Origin of the sequence: Micromonospora sp. NPDC049274 (genome assembly GCF_040678875.1) — a bacterium.
Taxonomy (GTDB): Bacteria; Actinomycetota; Actinomycetes; order Mycobacteriales; family Micromonosporaceae; genus Micromonospora.
The window spans coordinates 155,324-171,697 of the sequence record NZ_JBFAQS010000010.1 but is presented as its reverse complement, the minus strand read 5'-3'; the positions used below and the strand labels follow the sequence as shown (position 1 = coordinate 171,697).

Below are 16,374 nucleotides of genomic sequence, written 5' to 3'. Positions count from 1 at the left end.
TCGCCAGTCGCGCCACGCCGGCCGGCGCCGGCTGCGCGCCGACGATATCGGCGATGAGAGTACGCGCCAACGGCCGGTACCGGACCTCACCCGGTGCCAACCCGTCCGCGTCGAGCAGGGCGCAGGCAGGAGGGATGCGACCATCATCGGGAGTTGCACGAATTGCGGAGCCGATCGACGCTGGAGTGCGGCAGCGAGAGCAGCCAGAGTGGACCGGCGATCGATGGCCTCGCGACACGACTCGAGCTGCGACACGTACGACTGGGTGACGCCAGCGAGCCCAGCGGGGACGGGCCTGAGTCAGGTTTGGCTGCCCGGCGTGTGACGCCTCCCGGGCCTATTCGGGTTCCTCTTTGATCTCCTTGAAATTATCGGAGTATTTTTCGCCGTATGAGACGATGACAACTCGGGCTTCATTGCCTGGGCCGAACGCGTTGTCAAAAGCGACCAGCGCGACGATCCATTCGTCGCATCGCCTGCCGTGCTTGTTGGTCATTCGGATCTTGAAGCGCAGGAATATTGAGTTCACGACGGAATGGTCTGTTGTCGGCTCCGCGGCGTCGAGGAGGGCCGTGTTGGCGAAGGCCATGGAGTTGGCCGCCCCTTCCGCACTCATCCCCACGAAATCTTCGTCTTCTAAATCGTCGTTCTGATCTCGCGTTTTCGGCAGAAGTTCGGATTCAAAGAGATAGTGCGGGTAGAGCTGATATCTCTCTCCCCATTTTTTTCGGTCTTCGGGGGTTCTGAGCAAGGCGCCGAGGTAGAGTCCGAGTATCCTGCCGTCACTGAGGCGGAAGTCCGTGTCGCCCAGGAATAGCCCATTTTGGCCTATCAGCGCTGCTTCGTGGGCCCGCACATGATGCGGCTCCACTGGGCCGACCCATACTCGCCGCGGATCTGCTGGCTGGCCACGAACCAGCCGTCGGACCTCATCCGCCACATCTCGCTCCAATTTGGCCCACAAACTGGGCGCGACCTCGGCGAATTCCGCGGCCAGCCGGCCATCATCCAATTTTGCGATCTTCTTCAACGCGTCCTTCTTGCCCGGCTCCAGCGTCGCCTTAATTCTGTGGGCGCCTTTCAGGACTTCGGGGTGCACCTGGCCGTCGTCATCGGCATAGTCAGGATGTACCCGCTTGTACGGGTCGTCCGGGTCGCGCCAGGGAAACGCGTTGTCCATGCTGGGGTCTGGTGCTACTCGATGCTCTATTCGTCTCATGCCCAAGAGCCGTAGTTCCTCGCCGCCGCCCAATGGGACGTCGTCGTCCAGATCGCCGAAGATGTGTTCGACTCGTCCCTGGTCCAGCCTCTGTGGCGTCCGCGGCCGCAGCGATGCCGCAACGACAGGAGACGAATCATCGCGGCCCTCCTCGGCACGACCGGGTGAGCCAGGATCAGCGGCAGGAGTTCCCGCGGCCGAGCCACCGCCAGCATCAGCCATGATGACGGCCTGGTCACCGACAGGGACGCCACCGTCCCCCATCGCGTCGCCTGACGCGACCGCATCCCCCTGCCCATCCCGCCCGGAGGACGGCCGGTCGGCCACCATCGGCGCAAGAAGCCCTTGTATCACGGCTTGGGTCCACCAGTCGGTCACCATTTTTATGGTGACCAGCTCGCCGGAGAGCTCGACGACCTCACTCGGCTCTGCCTGTCCCCACAGGGCGAGCACCCACTCATGCACCCACGGCCGCAGCTCGGTCGATACCAGCCCTTGTCTGTTTTTGTGAGGCTTCCGCGACGTGCCCGGGTATTTCAGCTCCAGGTACTGTGCCAGGTTCCTTGGGCCGCCCTGCTCGGATGGGTCGCGCCGCCAGTAGCGCACATCCTGCGGCACCGACTGCTGTTGCCCGCTTCCCGCCTGGTCGCGCCGCACGTCGCGCACATCCCGCGGCACCGACCGCTGTTGCCCGCCTCCCGTCAGGTTGTGCTCGCCTGTTGTGCCGGGCCGCCAGGCCTCGATCTGCTGCTGCGCTCGTTCGGGGGTCAACACGTTGGCGTTGTAGTGGTTGTAGTTGGTGGGGTTGTTCTCCGGGTCGGCTGCCGCGTTGTGCAGGACAACGGGGTGGCCGTTGGCGGGCCCGTAGGCGGTGAGCAGCCTCATCTCGTTCGGGGTGGTTCGCCAGATGCTGATCCGGCTGCCGGTGGCGTGAGCCAACAGGGGTAGCAGGAACTCCCCAGCGCTGCCGGCCCAATCTGTCTGCCAATTGTCGACAGCGTGCTTGACGAACCCGGTTTCCTGGTCGGAGAGTTGACGGTCGGACTCGGTCAGTTCCTGAACCAGGTAAGCCCGGGCCTGGGCGTCACCGAGGTCGGTGACGGGGAAACCCTGCTGCGCCTGGTTGATAAACTCCAACTGCCGCTGCGGCGCGTCAGTCGCCGCGCCCTGGTACCCCATATTTGCCCGCACAGCGTCGTACCGTGCCTGAATGACATCCCCGGACAGATACGTCGCGTTGGTGATGTACACGCAGTTGAGGCTGGCCAGCGCTTTCCACACCGTGTCTAAAGAGAATCCGTTCACCTGCGCTTCGCGAGCTTGGCGGAAGTTGATCCGAAGACGGGTTACCTCAGCGGGCAACCGCCCAGCGCTTGCGGCTGCGGTCAGATATGCGCCGACGCGGTTCTGCAGCAGCACGGCCACTCGAGCAAGCCCAGAATTGTCCGGTACCGACCCTTGGTTCAGCAACGAGGTGACAGTTTCGCGAACCCGCTCGGGTTCAGACAGGAACTTGCGCAGGTCGTCCGGCAGGTTCCTGTTCAGCACGTTCCGGACTCTGAGCGGATCGGTGGCGATGAACGCATACAGCAGACAGCGACCATCGGAAGGCACCACAAACATCTCACCGGGCCCGCCAGGATCGAGCCCCTGCGGCGTCCGCTGCCGCAGCGATCCACCAACGACAGAAGACGAATCATCGCGCCCGTCACCGGCACGACCGGCTAAGCCAGGATCAGCGGCAGGAACTCCCACGGCCGAGCCACCGCCAGCATCAACCATGATCATGGCCTGGTCACCAACAGCATCCCCCTGCCCATCCCGCCCGGAGGCCGAACCGCCGCTCACCACCGACGACGCCGGAGGCTGTTGCTGGGCGGCGTCCCACCATGCCGACACAGTGAAGCTGCTGACCAGCCCGCCGGAGTACCGGGCCACCCGATTGGCGGAGTAGTAGTACTTGCCGGTGAGGTCGCGCCGTTCCAACATCGTGAGCACCCACGTCATCACCCAATGCCGAGTCTCGGGCGATGTCAGCTTTCCGGTCTCGTTACGGAGCAGCGACACCCGGCGGTATTTCTGTTTCAGGTAATCCGCCAGGGTCTGTGGGCCTTCTTGCCCGAATTCGGGGGGCAGCCAGTCGCGCACATCCGGCGGTGCTGGCTGTGGCGGCGGTGCCTGTTGCGCGTCCGCCTTCCACCAATCGCTAATTGCGCTTTTACTGACCAGATCGCCGGAGAGTTCGGCCGCCGACGCTGCGGTGTAGGACGTGTGGTCGGGGTCGAGGGGGTCTCCCGGTTCCCTCAGCGCGAGCGCCCACGCTTTCACCCACGCCCGAGCCTCGGACGAGCTCAGCGAATTTTTGTAGTTAGTGCGCAGCAACAGTCCCGGATGCTCCTCCTCCAGGTATTCCCTCAGGGTGGACGGGCCTGTCATGTCTTTGCGACGCCGCCAGAGGCGCACATCCGGCGGTACCGGCCGCGGTTTTGCTTGCTCCTGCCAATAGAGCCGCACCGTTGATTCGGCCACCATATTGCCGGACAGTCTCGCCACCTGCCGGGGGTAGTACGCTATTCCATCGAGGCCTGTCTCTCCCTTCAGCCCGATCGCCCACGTTTCCACCAACTCCCGCGCCACGGGCCATCGCAACCTTCCTCCACCATCGAGGTCTAACGGTATGCCCCGGTGCTCTATTTGCAGATATCCTCTTAGAGTGGATGGGCCTCCCTTTTTGCCGGTGGGCCGCCAGGCAATGATCGCAGCCCACGTTTTCGGCGACAGCGCCGGCGGTGGCGCCTGTTGCTCACGCTTCATCTGCCACCATTCATTCACCGCTTCCACCGTAAGCAGGTTACCGGATAGTTCGACGACCTCTAGGGCGGAGTAGGATCTGTTACTTCCAGGGGCGACCTCTCCCATCATTCCAAGCGCCCAATTTCTAGTCACCATATAAGTATCGAGCGATTTCAGTTTTCCGCTGCCGTATCGGTCCAGCGGATACCCGGGGTGCTCCCGTCGCAGATAATCGGCCAGGTTGTGCTCGCCTGTTGTGCCGGGCCGCCAGGCCTCGATCTGCTGCTGCGCTCGTTCGGGGGTCAACACGTTGGCGTTGTAGTGGTTGTAGTTGGTGGGGTTGTTCTCCGGGTCGGCTGCCGCGTTGTGCAGGACAACGGGGTGGCCGTTGGCGGGCCCGTAGGCGGTGAGCAGCCTCATCTCGTTCGGGGTGGTTCGCCAGATGCTGATCCGGCTGCCGGTGGCGTGAGCCAACAGGGGTAGCAGGAACTCCCCAGCGCTGCCGGCCCAATCTGTCTGCCAATTGTCGACAGCGTGCTTGACGAACCCGGTTTCCTGGTCGGAGAGTTGACGGTCGGACTCGGTCAGTTCCTGAACCAGGTAAGCCCGGGCCTGGGCGTCACCGAGGCCGGTGACGGGGAAACCCTGCTGCGCCTGGTTGATAAACTCCAACTGCCGCTGCGCCGCGCCAGTCGCCGCGCCCTGGTCCCCCATATTCGCCCGCACAGCGTCGTACCGTGCCTGAATGACATCCCGGGACAGATACCTCGCGTTGGTGATGTACACGCCATTGAGGCTGATCAGCATTTCCCGCACCGTCTGTATAGGCAATCCGTTCACCTGCGCTCCGCGAGCATCGAGGAAGGTCATCCGTAGACGGGTTACCTCAGCGGGCAACCGCCCAGCTTCCGCCTCTGCGGTCAGGTATGCGCTGACACGGTTCTGCAGCAGCACGGCCACTCGAGCAAGCCGAGAATCGTCCGGCACCGGCCCTTGGTTCAGCAACGAGGTGACAGTTTCGCGAACCCGCTCGGGTTCAGACAGGAACCTGCGCAGGTCCGCCGGCAGGCTCCTGTCCAGCACGTTCCGGACTCTGATCGGATCGGTGGCGATGAACGCATACAGCAGACACCGACCATCGGAAGGCACCACAAACATCTCACCGGGCCCGCCAGGATCACCGCCCAGCGAGACGTCGTCCTTCGAACTGGCTAAGCCAGGATCAGCGGCAGGAACTCCCACGGCCGAGCCACCGCCGGCATCAGCCATGATCATGGCCTGGTCACCGACAGCATCCCCCTGCCCATCCCGCCCGGAGGCCGAACCGCCGCTCACCACCGACGACGCCGAAGGCTGTTTCTGGCTGTTGCGCCTCAGTCTTGTCACCGTGCTGGCGGTGACCAGCCCGCCGGAGTACCGGGCCACCTCACCGTCAAGCTCGAAGTACGTCTTGCCGTTGAGGCTTAATTGTTCGCAGATGCCGAGCACCCAGGCATCCACCCACGCCCGGGCCTTGGACAATCTCAGCAGCTTCGTGCCGGTGAGGGCCAGCGACACCATCGGGTGTTCTCGCCTCAGGTACTCCGCCAGGGTCTTTGGGCCTCCGGGCTTGGATGGGTCGGGCCGCCAGTCGCGCACATCCTGCGGTACCGGCCACTGCGGCCCGCTGTCCTGCCACAATTCGTTGACTGTTGGCGAGCTGATCATGCCCTGTTCGCGGTCAGGGACGCCGACGCTCCCCATCGTGTCCCCCGACGTGACCGAGCCCCTCTGCCCATCCCGCTCCGGGGCCGGCCCGCCGATCGCCACCGAAGGCTCCTGTTGCAGGCCTCGGCTCCAACAGGTCATCACCATGCTGATGGTGACCAGCTTGCCGGAGAGCTTGGCCACCTGACTGGGTTCTGCCTGTCCCCACATGGCGAGCACCCACGCATTCACCCATGCTTGCGTTGCGGGCGATGCCAGCTTCCCGTTGCTGTGTCGGGCCATCGATGCGTCCGGGTGTTTCTCCGTCAGGTACTCCGCCAGGGTCTTTGGGCCTCCTTGCTCGGATGAGTCGGGCCGCCAGTCGCGCACATCCTGCGGTACCAGCCGCTGCTGCTCGTGTCCCTCCTGCAAATGGAGGCGCCGCCATGTTTTCGGCGTTAACGCCTCAATCAGGCCACCGGATAGTTCGGCCACCATTTCTCCATTTTTGCCGGTGGGCCGCCAGCCAGCGATCGCAGCCGGCGATTCCAGCGACGGTGCCGGCAGCGCCTGTTGCTGACGTTTTGGCTGCCACCAATCGAGCACCGTTTTTAGCGGAACCAGGCGACCGGATAGGGCGACCACCCGCCGGGCGGAGTAGGATTTCTTGCCGCCGGGGGCGGGCTCGTCCATCAGCCCAAGCGTCCACTCTTTCACCGCGTCATACGTTGTGGGCGAGGCCAGGTCTCCCTCGCCGTGGCGCTCCAGCGGATACCTGCGAATGTGGTGTCTGATCAGAAAGTCGGTCAGGTTGTCCTCGTCTGTCTGGCCAGGCCGCCAGCCGATGATCTGCTGCTTCGCTTGTTCGAGGGTTAACACGTTGGCGTTGTAGTGGTTGAAGTTGGTGGGGTTGTTCTTCGGGTCGGCTGCCGCGTGGTGCAGGACAACGGGGTGGCCGTTGGCCGGCCCGTAGGCGGTGAGCGGCCTCATCTCGTTCGGGGTGGTTTGCCAGATGCTGATCCGGCTGCCGGTGGCGTGGGCCAACAGGGGTAGCAGGAACTCCCCAGCGCTGCCGGCCCAATCTGTCTTCCAATTGGCGACGGTCTGCTTGACCAACCGGGCTTCCTCAAAGTCGAGGGGGCGGTCGGACTCGGTCAGTTCCTGAACCAGGTAGGCCCGGGCCTGGGCGTCATTGAGGCCGGTGACGGGGAAACCTCGCTGCGCCTGGTTGATGAACTCCAACTGCCGGTGCGGCGCGTCAGTCGCCGCGCCCTGGTACCCCATCTCCTTCCGCACAGCGTCGTACCGGTGCTGAACGACGTCCGCGGGCAGATAACCATCGCTGGCGATGTAAACGCGGCCGAGGCTGGCCAGCGCTTTCCACACCGTGTCTGAAGAGAATCCGTTCACCTGCGCTTCGCGAGCTTGGCGGAAGTTGATCCGAAGACGGGTGACCTCAGCGGGCAACCGCCCAGCGTTCGCGGCTGCGCTCAGATATGTGCTGACGTGGCTCTGCAGCAGCACGGCCACTCGAACAAGATCAGACCCGTCCCATACCGACCCGTGGGTGAGCATCTTGGTGACAGCTACACGAACCTGCTCGGGTTCAGACAGGAACCTGCGCAGGTCGTCCGGCAGGTTCGCGTCCAGCACGTGCCGGACTCTGAGCGGGTCGGTGGCGATGAACGCATACAGCAGACAGCGGCCATCGGAAGGCACCCAGAACATGTCACCCGGAACTGCGAGCCCGCTGGGTTCGTTGGGGCTGCGGGTTGGTGCGGGAGCGCTGGTAGTGGTGATCGGCGCGGTGGTGGGGGTGTGCTGATCCGCTGTTGCGGGTTGGCGGGCGAGCGCCGTGGCGGGTGTCGCCGGCCATGGCGCGTCGCTGTCGTGGGCTGTGGTGGCGGGCCTGTTGGCCTGCCGGGGCCGTTTGGGCTCGGGAGCGTTGTGCGCGTCATCGTCAGGGCGTTTCCTGTGAGGCATGCCGGGGCGGGCGGTGCGGGCGGGGTCGAGCAACGCGCCAGCAGTGGTGGCCTGTGACACGGATACGTCACCGGCGGTGACGGTTCCGCCGATGGTGACGTGCAGCAGACGTGCGTGGTCGTTGACGGGAAGCCGGATCGGGCCGTGCAACGCCTGGGCGATAACGGGCAGGCCGTGAGCGCGACGGCGAGGATCGAACACGGTGTAGCGCTGCGGGTCGGCTGGGTCCCGCGCGTCGATCTGGGTCTCGATCACCACCAACGGGGTATCGACGCCCGCGGGACGGTGCACCAGGAGCAGATGCTGGGCATCGTGGGGATGCTGCACCCACACCGGCGTGAGCGCCCCCGCCGGCAAAGCACTCAGATCTGCCACCCCAGCGGGCACAAACCTGCCACCCAACCGCGCCGCTACCGATCCCACCGTCACCGGCACGTCGCCTACCCAACGTCCGCGTGGCACCGCCAACGAGGTCAACACCGCATCCACCCGTGTCACACAGTCACCACGACGACCGTCCCACACCGGCAACCCCGCCACCGCATCAGCCACCCGAGCGTCCACCACAGAGCCCGACACCGACCCGATCGGCTCACTCACCCCCTGCGTCGACGCCGCACCATCCCCACCCCAACGCAGCGCCGAAGCCGGCATCACACCCCGCAACTGCCCCACCAGAGTCAACGCCTCGCGCGAAGACACCACATCCTCACCGTGCTGATACAGATACTCCGCCGCCGCCGCGACCACCCGCTGCCGGCCCACACTCCGACCCGACACCCACCGACCCACACCCGCCGGCGCAGCCCCATACACCCACCCCACCAACATCGCCGCCAACCGACCCACCCGCCTCACCCGCGGATCATCACCACGACGCCTGCCCCACCGCCGCCACGCCGAACGAACCTCCACCCCCCGAACACCCACCCCCAACACCCGAGCAGGGAAGTACGGCAACCCCACCCACCCCGAACCCCGCACCACCCCACGACGACCAACAACCGAACCCGGAACCGGAACCGGACCCGGAACCTCAGTCGAAACGGACATCGACGCGGCGGAGGGTCCTGGCACGAAGACAGGCATGGGCGAGACAAAAGCCGAACCAGCAGGAGCAACCGGGACGACGTCAACGACCCCCCGGTTGGCGCCCTGGTCATCAAGACCCGACGCCCACCGCCCGGCAGGAGAAGTACCAACACTCAACTCCTGCCCAGCCGGCCGCCGAGCTGCCGCCATCTCCGACACCCCACCGTGCTGCGCCACCACCACGTCCCGCGCAACCCCCACCCGCGGTGCTCCCCCCGAAACATCGAGGGCAGGAGTCGCGGAAACCGGAACCGGAGCCGACGGCAACGACGTCCCCACAGCAGGCACGGGGACAGCCGGCACGGGGACAGCAGGCACGGGGACAGCAGGCACGGGGACAGCAGGCACGGGGACAGCAGGCACGGGAACAGTGGGCGCGGCAACGGCAGGCGTCGAGACAGTGGGCGTGGGGACGGCAGTGGGCGTGACGACGGCGGGCGTGGGGACGGCAGGCATCGGGACGGCAGGGATGGGGGTGGGGATGGCGGGGGTGGGGGCGAGGATGACGGCTCGGGTGGGGTTGCTCTGGTCGAGGCCGGGTGTTGTGGGTGTGTGGGCGTGGGTGAAGGCGCCCAGTTCGTGGCCGGCGGGTAGTGGGGTGTGGGCGCTGGGCAGGCGGATCGCGGCCGGTGGGATGTCCAGCGGAACCGACAGTCCGCCGTGGTGCGCCACGACTGCGGCGCGTACGGCGTCGACGGGTATCGACCCGTCGAGAGTTAGCGGTGGTTGCTGGGGGATGAGGGTGCGCCAGTTCGTGACGCTCGCTCCGGGCACTTGCGCGGTGAGGTCCTGCGGGATCCTCGGGCTTGTCGTGTCGATCCATACCTGCACGTGCCAGCCGTTGTCGGTGGCGTGCGTGACCCACTGGCGCACCTGCGCCACCGTGTCTGGGCTCCACGCGCCGGTATCGGGGGGCACCAGATGCACGACCCGCGGCACCGCACCCGGCGTCGACACGGAAGCACCCACCACCAACCCACCCGTGCCGGTGCCGGTGCCGATGCCGGTGACCGTCCCGGGGGCCGCGCCCGCGCCCGTACCGGGGCCCGTGGCCGTGCCGGCGCTCGTGCCGGTGCCTGCTGTCTGGGCATCGGCCACCAGTGGCGTAGCCCACTGACCGGGAGTCGCCGGCGGCAACCCCACCGCCCAGCTGCCCACCGTCGGCGAGGACTGCCCGCCCGCCGCGACGAAAGCTCCCCGACCACCGTCGAAACCAACCCCCGACGGGCCAGTGCCCGACGGATCGACCATCGAGGGGCCGACGCCCGACGGGTCGACGCCGGACGGATCGACCGTCGTCGGGTCCACGCCGGACGGATCGACCGTGGTCGGGTCGACGCGCGCGTGCCTACCCGTCGTATACCGCGGGTTGGTGGCATGCTGCGGGCCGTTCACATGCTCCGGGTTCGCCGTGGACTCCCGGTCGGGCGAGTAGCCCGCGCCGTTCGCGTGCTCCGGGTTCGCCGTGTCTTCCCGGTCAGACGAGTAATCCGGCGGGGGTGGGTAGGCCGGGGGGATGCTGGCGTCGTCGGGGATGCTCGCGTCGTCGTCGTCGTCGGTCTCGGGTGGTGCCGGTGGCGGTGTCGTGGGCACCACGCTGGCGTCGATGTCACTCGGCGGGATTGCGGCGCGGCCCGCCCACGACGGTGGGTGATGCGCCCGTAACCATTCACCCGCCCGAGTCCCGGAACTACCCGCCAAACCCGACAGGGCACCCGACGCGCCGGTCATCAACGGGCTCTGCACCGAGAACCCCTGCCCCTGAATACCGTTCGCGGCGCCCTCGGTCAACACCTCCGTGAACGCCTCGACCTGCATCTCACCCAGCGCCCGAGCGTTCTTCTCCCCCACGCCGTGCGTGAACGCCTCACCCACCGTCCTGAGCTGCGTGTGCGCGAACCGCTTCGCCACCGCCGAGCCCGCCGAGTGCACACCCAACCCGACCACACCACCCAACGACCCGATCCACGCCGACGTCGCCAAACTCTTCCCGTTGAGCCCCCGCCGGTCTCCATCGGCGATCTGCACCGCCTGCACGAACAGGTCCATCAACACCTGCATGCCCACACCCACGGCCTGCATCGTGGCGACCGCGACCACCAACTCCGCCAACCACTTCGCGATCGTCAACTTCCCCGTCAACAGACGCACCAGCATCTCGCTGAGAACCTCAGGGAAAAACCACGCGATCGCCAACGCCGTCGCCAACTCGATCATCAACTCGACGATCGTCGCGACGATAATCAGCTTCGTGTACTCCACCTGCAACGCCGCATCATCAAAACCCTGCGACACCCGATGCACATACTTCGACGCCAACGGCAGATAACCCGGATCCTCCACATACCGCCGAGCATGATCCACAAAAGCCCGCTGCGTGTTCCCCTGCACCCCACCAGCGATCCCCGCCAACACCGTCGCCAACTGCGGAGAAACATCACCCAGACTCGCACCCACCTCCGCCAACCGCGCGGCCAACAGACGCAACGCATCCTCACTCAAACCCGGGAACTGCTCACCGGTCAAGAAAAGGAAGAAACTCGCCACATCGTCAGAAACCTCAAGCGCCACGCCGCCACGACCCCACCATCACCAAAGCCGGCCAAGCCCCCACGACACCAACACCCACCCGCCGCCACCACCACACCAACCCACCACCGGTCGGGCACCCCTCGACCGCGCACCCCACACCCACCCCCACCACAACGACTCCACAAACGAAAAGTTCGAAAAAATCAAGGGCGTGGCCCCCACCACACCCCTCAATCCCAAGAGTCCGCCACACCAACGGCACAACTCCTCATCAAAGAGCCTCATCACTGCATCTGACGCTCCGCGGCAGAACAGCCGTCCAACCAGGACTTGGCGCTCAGGCCAGGAGCCCGACATGCCGCGCGTGCTCGTCGCCGTCGCGACGAAGCGTGGAATCCTCCAGCGCCTGCGCCCACGGGACCACCTCCGATGTCGATGCATCACCTGACGAGAAGGTGCCCCCGATATTCGGCCGGCAACCGCCGCCACCCCTCCCGCCGGGTGATCGCCGAATGCCGCCGCACCGCCTCGACCGCATCACCCAACGACGCCGCCACCAGCACCCGCGCCAACTCCACGGCCACCGGCCCGGAGCTGGTGCGGTGCTGATCGTCGTACCCCCGAAGGTGTGCGGCGACGCCCGCGGCCCGGTCGGCCAGCTCGTTGGCGCGGTGGTGCTCGCCGCAGCCGGCGGCCAGGGCGGCCTGCACCAGCAGCGTCCCACCCACCGCCCACTCCCTCGCCGACCGCTGCGGCCGGACACGGTTCGCGGCGGCGAGGGACGCGGTCAGGGCCAGACGGCGAGTGCCCGGGCGGCCTCGACCGCCTCGGCGGCCCGACCGTTGTCGAGCAGGACGACAAGCAGGTTGCTGCGGGCCTGGAGCGTCACCGGACTGGTCGGGCCCACCGTCCGACTCAGCCGCCGGACCACGTCCCGCAGGGCCCGCTCGGCCTGCTGGCTGCGGCCCTGCAGGTGCTGGAGCCCGGCCAGCTTCATCTGGCAAGCGAGGGTGTCCGCGCTGTCGCGGCCCAGCGTCCGCGCCAAGCCGTCGGCGACAGTGCGCAGCAGCAGCTCGGCCTCGCCTCCAACGTCCGCGGGTCGCTCACGCCGTACTTCTCGTGGTAGGCGTGGAACTACAGCCCGAAGGCGGTCGGACCGCCCCCGCTGACGGTGATCTCGAGGACCGGCCCGGACGGCTCCGATTCGCGCGGTGGCTCGTCGTCGCGTTTACGACTGCGGTGGAACCATCTGCCCATCGCGCGCCCCTCCTGCGCTGTCGACGACCTCACGATCGGGCACTGCTGTCGGGTCCGGATCCTCCGGCTCCCGGATGACGGGCGGGTAACTGATGTGGATGACGCGGATCATGGAGCCGGGGACGTAGAGCTTGACGGCCGGGGACGGCGTCCGCTCGGCGTAGCCGGTGCCGCTGAAGAAGAGGGGACGTTGCAGCACAAGGTCACGTCGGGCCGGGTCGTCCTCGATCGCCGCCTGTCGCAGATAACCTTCGACCAACCGCCCGTCGTCGAGTTCCACGGCGAGGTAGGGCTCTCGTCCCTTGGGCGACGGGGTGGCGAGGACACCTACCGACATCACTCCGGCGTTGATACGCCCGACCCGGCTGGGGGCCCGGCGGCCCAGCACCTCGCCGCCAACGATGCACAGCGTCACGCTCAGGAGCAGCACGAGGCCGGCGGACGCGACGACGTGCCATGCGGAGGCCCGCAGGTCGCGCGTGTCCCCCACCAGGTCGTGGAGTGAGACCAGCCACGGCACCACGTTTCCCAGCGCGAGAATCAGGAGGCCGGCGACGACTGTGGCCAGTGCCCCCGCGCCGAAGAACTCGATGACCTCCCTCGTCGGGCTGGGCTTGTCGGCGAAGACGTGGCGTCGGTAGGTCTGCACGAAGCAGAAGCCGGGCGCCAGGGCGGCGATCAGCACGGCGACCGTGACGACGTTCGCAGGCATGGGTGCCGCCTACGACGAGGGGGGACGGGGTGGCGGTGGGGCCACCGGTGGCGGGGGTACGAGCCGTCCGGCCTCGTCGTCGTCGCTCTCGATGGCGTCCTTGGTGACGAAGGATCGCCAGTCCAGACCCAGGTCGTCGAGATCGTCGAGCCCGTCGGGATCGGGATTGGACGGTTGTTGCGTCGTCATGTCATGAACCTCCACTCGTACCGGCGGGAATCCGACTGTCGACACCGAGGGCGACGAGCCCTGCCCAGAACACCGGCGGCGCTTCGGGCCGGCTCTCCCGCCACCGACGCTGGGCCCGGCGCAGGGCGATCGACGGGGGTACGCCGGAGCTGAGCAGACCGTAGAGGTGGCTGAGGATGGTCGCCGTCGCATGACTGTACTCGGGATTTCCGGCCGTCCCGTCCGGCAGGGGAAACAGTCCACCGAGCACGGTTTCGGCTCCCCGGCACAGCGCCACGGTCGGGATGCCCAGTGGATCGGTGCCCTGACGTTGGTCCAGGTCGGCCGACAGACAGGCGTTGATCAGCAGCAGTGGGGGGAACCGCAGCGCGAGCATGCGTGCGGCGGACAACTCGGTGCCGTCGGTCAGCTTGAGGGCGTGTGCCAGGCCGGGGCTTCCGTTGCCGTGCACAGACACCGCCAGCAGTCGAAGCGGTGATCGTGTGCCACGGTCCCGCAGCACGGACAGCAGCGCCTCGGGCGTCGGCAGGAATTCGACCGCATCCCCGTACGCGCTCGTCAACGCCTCCTCCTCCATGCGGATCCCGTCCGCATTGACGTCGGCGAGATAGGCCGCCGCCCGTCCGTGCGACTGTTGCTCCACATCCGCTGCGGTGTCCTCCAGCAGGGCGAGACTGGGTAGGTAGCTCAGGATGGCGTGGTCGGCCAGGAACCGGTCCGCGCCGTCGTTCCGCACGGCCAGGACGGCCCAGGGGACCCGCCACAGCACCGGATCCGGCACGATCAGCAGGTGCGGCACGTCCCCGTCCGGGTCGCTGCGGCCGAGGATGGTCAGGAGCCCCGGGGGCAGGAGCAGGGCGGCGAGCTCTGACCACTGGCCCCACTTCGGGGTCCGCAGTCGACGGAAATGTCGGCTGGTCCCCCATTCTCCGTTCTGCGCGCGGAAGGCGGTCGGCAGTGCGCCGGCGGCACCGTCGACGGACTCGCCCGCACCGCCCTCGACACCGGCCAGTCGGCGCGGTGCCTGCACGATGAAGTCCCGGATGATCGATGCCTGCCGGTCCGTCGCCGTGTGGAGGTACGGAACGCGTACGCCGTCCGGGGACGTCCAGATGCCGGTGATGACCACTGAACCGTCGTCGTCGAAGAGCCGGGCCTGGAGCAGGTGGGAGCCGGGAGGGATCCGGCCCGCGGGTGCGCCGGACGCCTGCGGGGCGGTTCCCTGGAACATGCGCCGGAAGCGGATCGACACCAGGCTCTCCAGCCGCTCGTACGCGGCCAGGCTGACGCTCTTCTTCTGCTCCAGGTCGTCGGGTTGGTTCGCCACGGGCTGCCCGGTCTGTTGACCGCTTATCGCATCTTCGTAGCTGGCGATCTCGCCCAGCAGTCGGACGAGGTCCGGTTGGATGTCGTCGGCCCGGTCGTCCGCGGCGATGCCGCCCCGGAGAACCTGCCGGAGGGCGGTCCGGCTGCTCAGGTCCATCACCTCGGCGAGGAAATCCACTGCGGATTCGTCGCCCCGGTCGTAGCGCTCGTGGGCGAGCCGGACCGCTGTCAACTCCTGCTCACCCATGACGCGCGTGAGGTGGGCCTGAGCGTCCCTCCACCCCCAGCCAGCCCTGACCTCGCTGAGCAGACGGATCATCAGCAGGTAGGCATCCAGCGCGCGCACCTCGTCACCGGTGAGGGTGAACACTGTCGCTCGCGCCAGATGATGACGGATCCAGACGTGGGGACCGGCGTCGTCCTGCCGATACGCCTCGGCGGCTTCGGCGAGGTAGGTGTCGGCCTCGGCCGGCCGGCCCGTCTCGGCAGCCAGGCCGGCGAGCAGATCACACGCATTACCGAGAACGGTCAACGCGCCCCATTGGCGGCTGAGTGTGCGCGCCTCGAGCGCGTGCGACAGCGCAGCCTCGGTGTCGTCGGTCTGGACGCAGATGACCGCGAGGTTGTATTCGATCCGTACTCGATTCAACCGGTACATCTTCCCGCCGGCCACATCGATCGCCTCGGTCATCGACGCTCGGGCTTCGGCATATCTTTCCTGCGCCAGATACAGATTACCCAGCCCTAGGAGAGCCTCGCCCAGCGCCGACCGGTCGGGGTGCTTCCGGAGGTATTCGACGGCGGCCTTGAACTGCCGCTCGGCAAGAGCGTGGTCGCCTTGACCGAGCGCCCAGGCGGCACGCTGCATGGCGATGCTGTGCAGCACCTTGGGGTACTTTCGGACCGCCGGGTGGTTGGCGGCACGGTCCTGCAACTCCCTCGCGGCCGCCAGCTCACCGCGTCGGGCCTCGCCCTCCGCCTGCGACACGAACGCCAGAAGCGAATCCATCAGCTGGATGTCGCGCCAGCGAAGCAGTCCGCCGGTCGCGCGCCAGAGTTTGATCCGTGTCTGCAAGCCGATGCCGACCAGCACCAGAGCACCGACGACTGCCACCCGCGTCCCGAACTGAAGCCAGGTGAGGTAGGCCAGTGCCCCCCAGATCGTGCAGGTGAGCAGCGGCCTGAAGGCGCTTGCGTAGACCCGCAGGACGACGGCGTCGCCTCGGGTCGCGAGAGTGGGCAGATATATCTTGTCGTTCAGGATGCGAAAGAGTTGGGCGAGAGCCAGGAGAATCACCAGTTGCAGGATGCTGGGCTGATTCCGACCGAGCATCGCGTTCACGAGGACGACCAGGACGGCGATCTGCGCCAGGATCAGGGCGGCGAGCAATCCCTTGCGCCCCGCGCCGACCTCGTCCTGCCGCTGCACCGTGTAAGCGCGTGGTCTGTTGTCGACCATCCGGCGATCGCCCTTCCTCGGCACCGATCCTGAAGGTTCTGGAAACCCGGTTGGGACGCGTCGCTCTCGGTAGGACAGACTGCCACATCACATTCACGTTCGTGCCGCGCAATGCACCTTTCGCAC

General features: G+C 66.9%; 6 protein-coding genes. All 6 read right to left on the bottom strand.

All coding sequences use genetic code 11. The features are described 5' to 3' along the window. Nucleotides 1-337: 337 nt before the first annotated feature. The 6 genes from AB0K10_RS20365 to AB0K10_RS20340 all read right to left on the bottom strand — a co-directional run bounded on the left by AB0K10_RS20365 (nucleotide 338) and on the right by AB0K10_RS20340 (nucleotide 16,248). Nucleotides 338-11,344, bottom strand: coding sequence for a hypothetical protein (locus AB0K10_RS20365; protein ID WP_363685586.1), 11,007 nt, complete (start codon nucleotides 11,342-11,344; stop codon nucleotides 338-340). A gap of 401 nt (nucleotides 11,345-11,745) precedes the next feature. Then, nucleotides 11,746-12,033 carry a hypothetical protein gene (locus tag AB0K10_RS20360; RefSeq protein ID WP_363685584.1) on the bottom strand — a complete coding sequence of 96 codons (288 nt, stop codon included), beginning with the start codon at nucleotides 12,031-12,033 and terminating at the stop codon, nucleotides 11,746-11,748. A gap of 59 nt (nucleotides 12,034-12,092) precedes the next feature. After that, nucleotides 12,093-12,350 (bottom strand): hypothetical protein, encoded by a 258-nt coding sequence (locus tag AB0K10_RS20355; protein ID WP_363685582.1) that lies wholly within the window; start codon nucleotides 12,348-12,350, stop codon nucleotides 12,093-12,095. Between the two features lie 183 nt (nucleotides 12,351-12,533). Beyond that, nucleotides 12,534-13,274: a DUF6338 family protein gene (locus tag AB0K10_RS20350; protein ID WP_363685580.1), complete on the bottom strand. Its 741-nt coding sequence runs from the start codon at nucleotides 13,272-13,274 to the stop codon at nucleotides 12,534-12,536. A gap of 9 nt (nucleotides 13,275-13,283) precedes the next feature. Continuing rightward, complete coding sequence (locus AB0K10_RS20345; RefSeq protein ID WP_363685578.1) at nucleotides 13,284-13,463, bottom strand: hypothetical protein; 180 nt, start codon at nucleotides 13,461-13,463, stop codon at nucleotides 13,284-13,286. Between the two features lies 1 nt (nucleotide 13,464). Next, complete coding sequence (locus tag AB0K10_RS20340; protein ID WP_363685576.1) at nucleotides 13,465-16,248, bottom strand: CHAT domain-containing protein; 2,784 nt, start codon at nucleotides 16,246-16,248, stop codon at nucleotides 13,465-13,467. Between the last annotated feature and the right edge of the window lie 126 nt (nucleotides 16,249-16,374).

Coding starts and splice junctions, on each gene's coding strand:
- AB0K10_RS20345 (WP_363685578.1), bottom strand. CDS start 13,463: ATGACGACGCAACAACCGTCCAATCCCGATCCCGACGGGCTCGACGAT.
- AB0K10_RS20340 (WP_363685576.1), bottom strand. CDS start 16,248: ATGGTCGACAACAGACCACGCGCTTACACGGTGCAGCGGCAGGACGAG.
- AB0K10_RS20350 (WP_363685580.1), bottom strand. CDS start 13,274: ATGCCTGCGAACGTCGTCACGGTCGCCGTGCTGATCGCCGCCCTGGCG.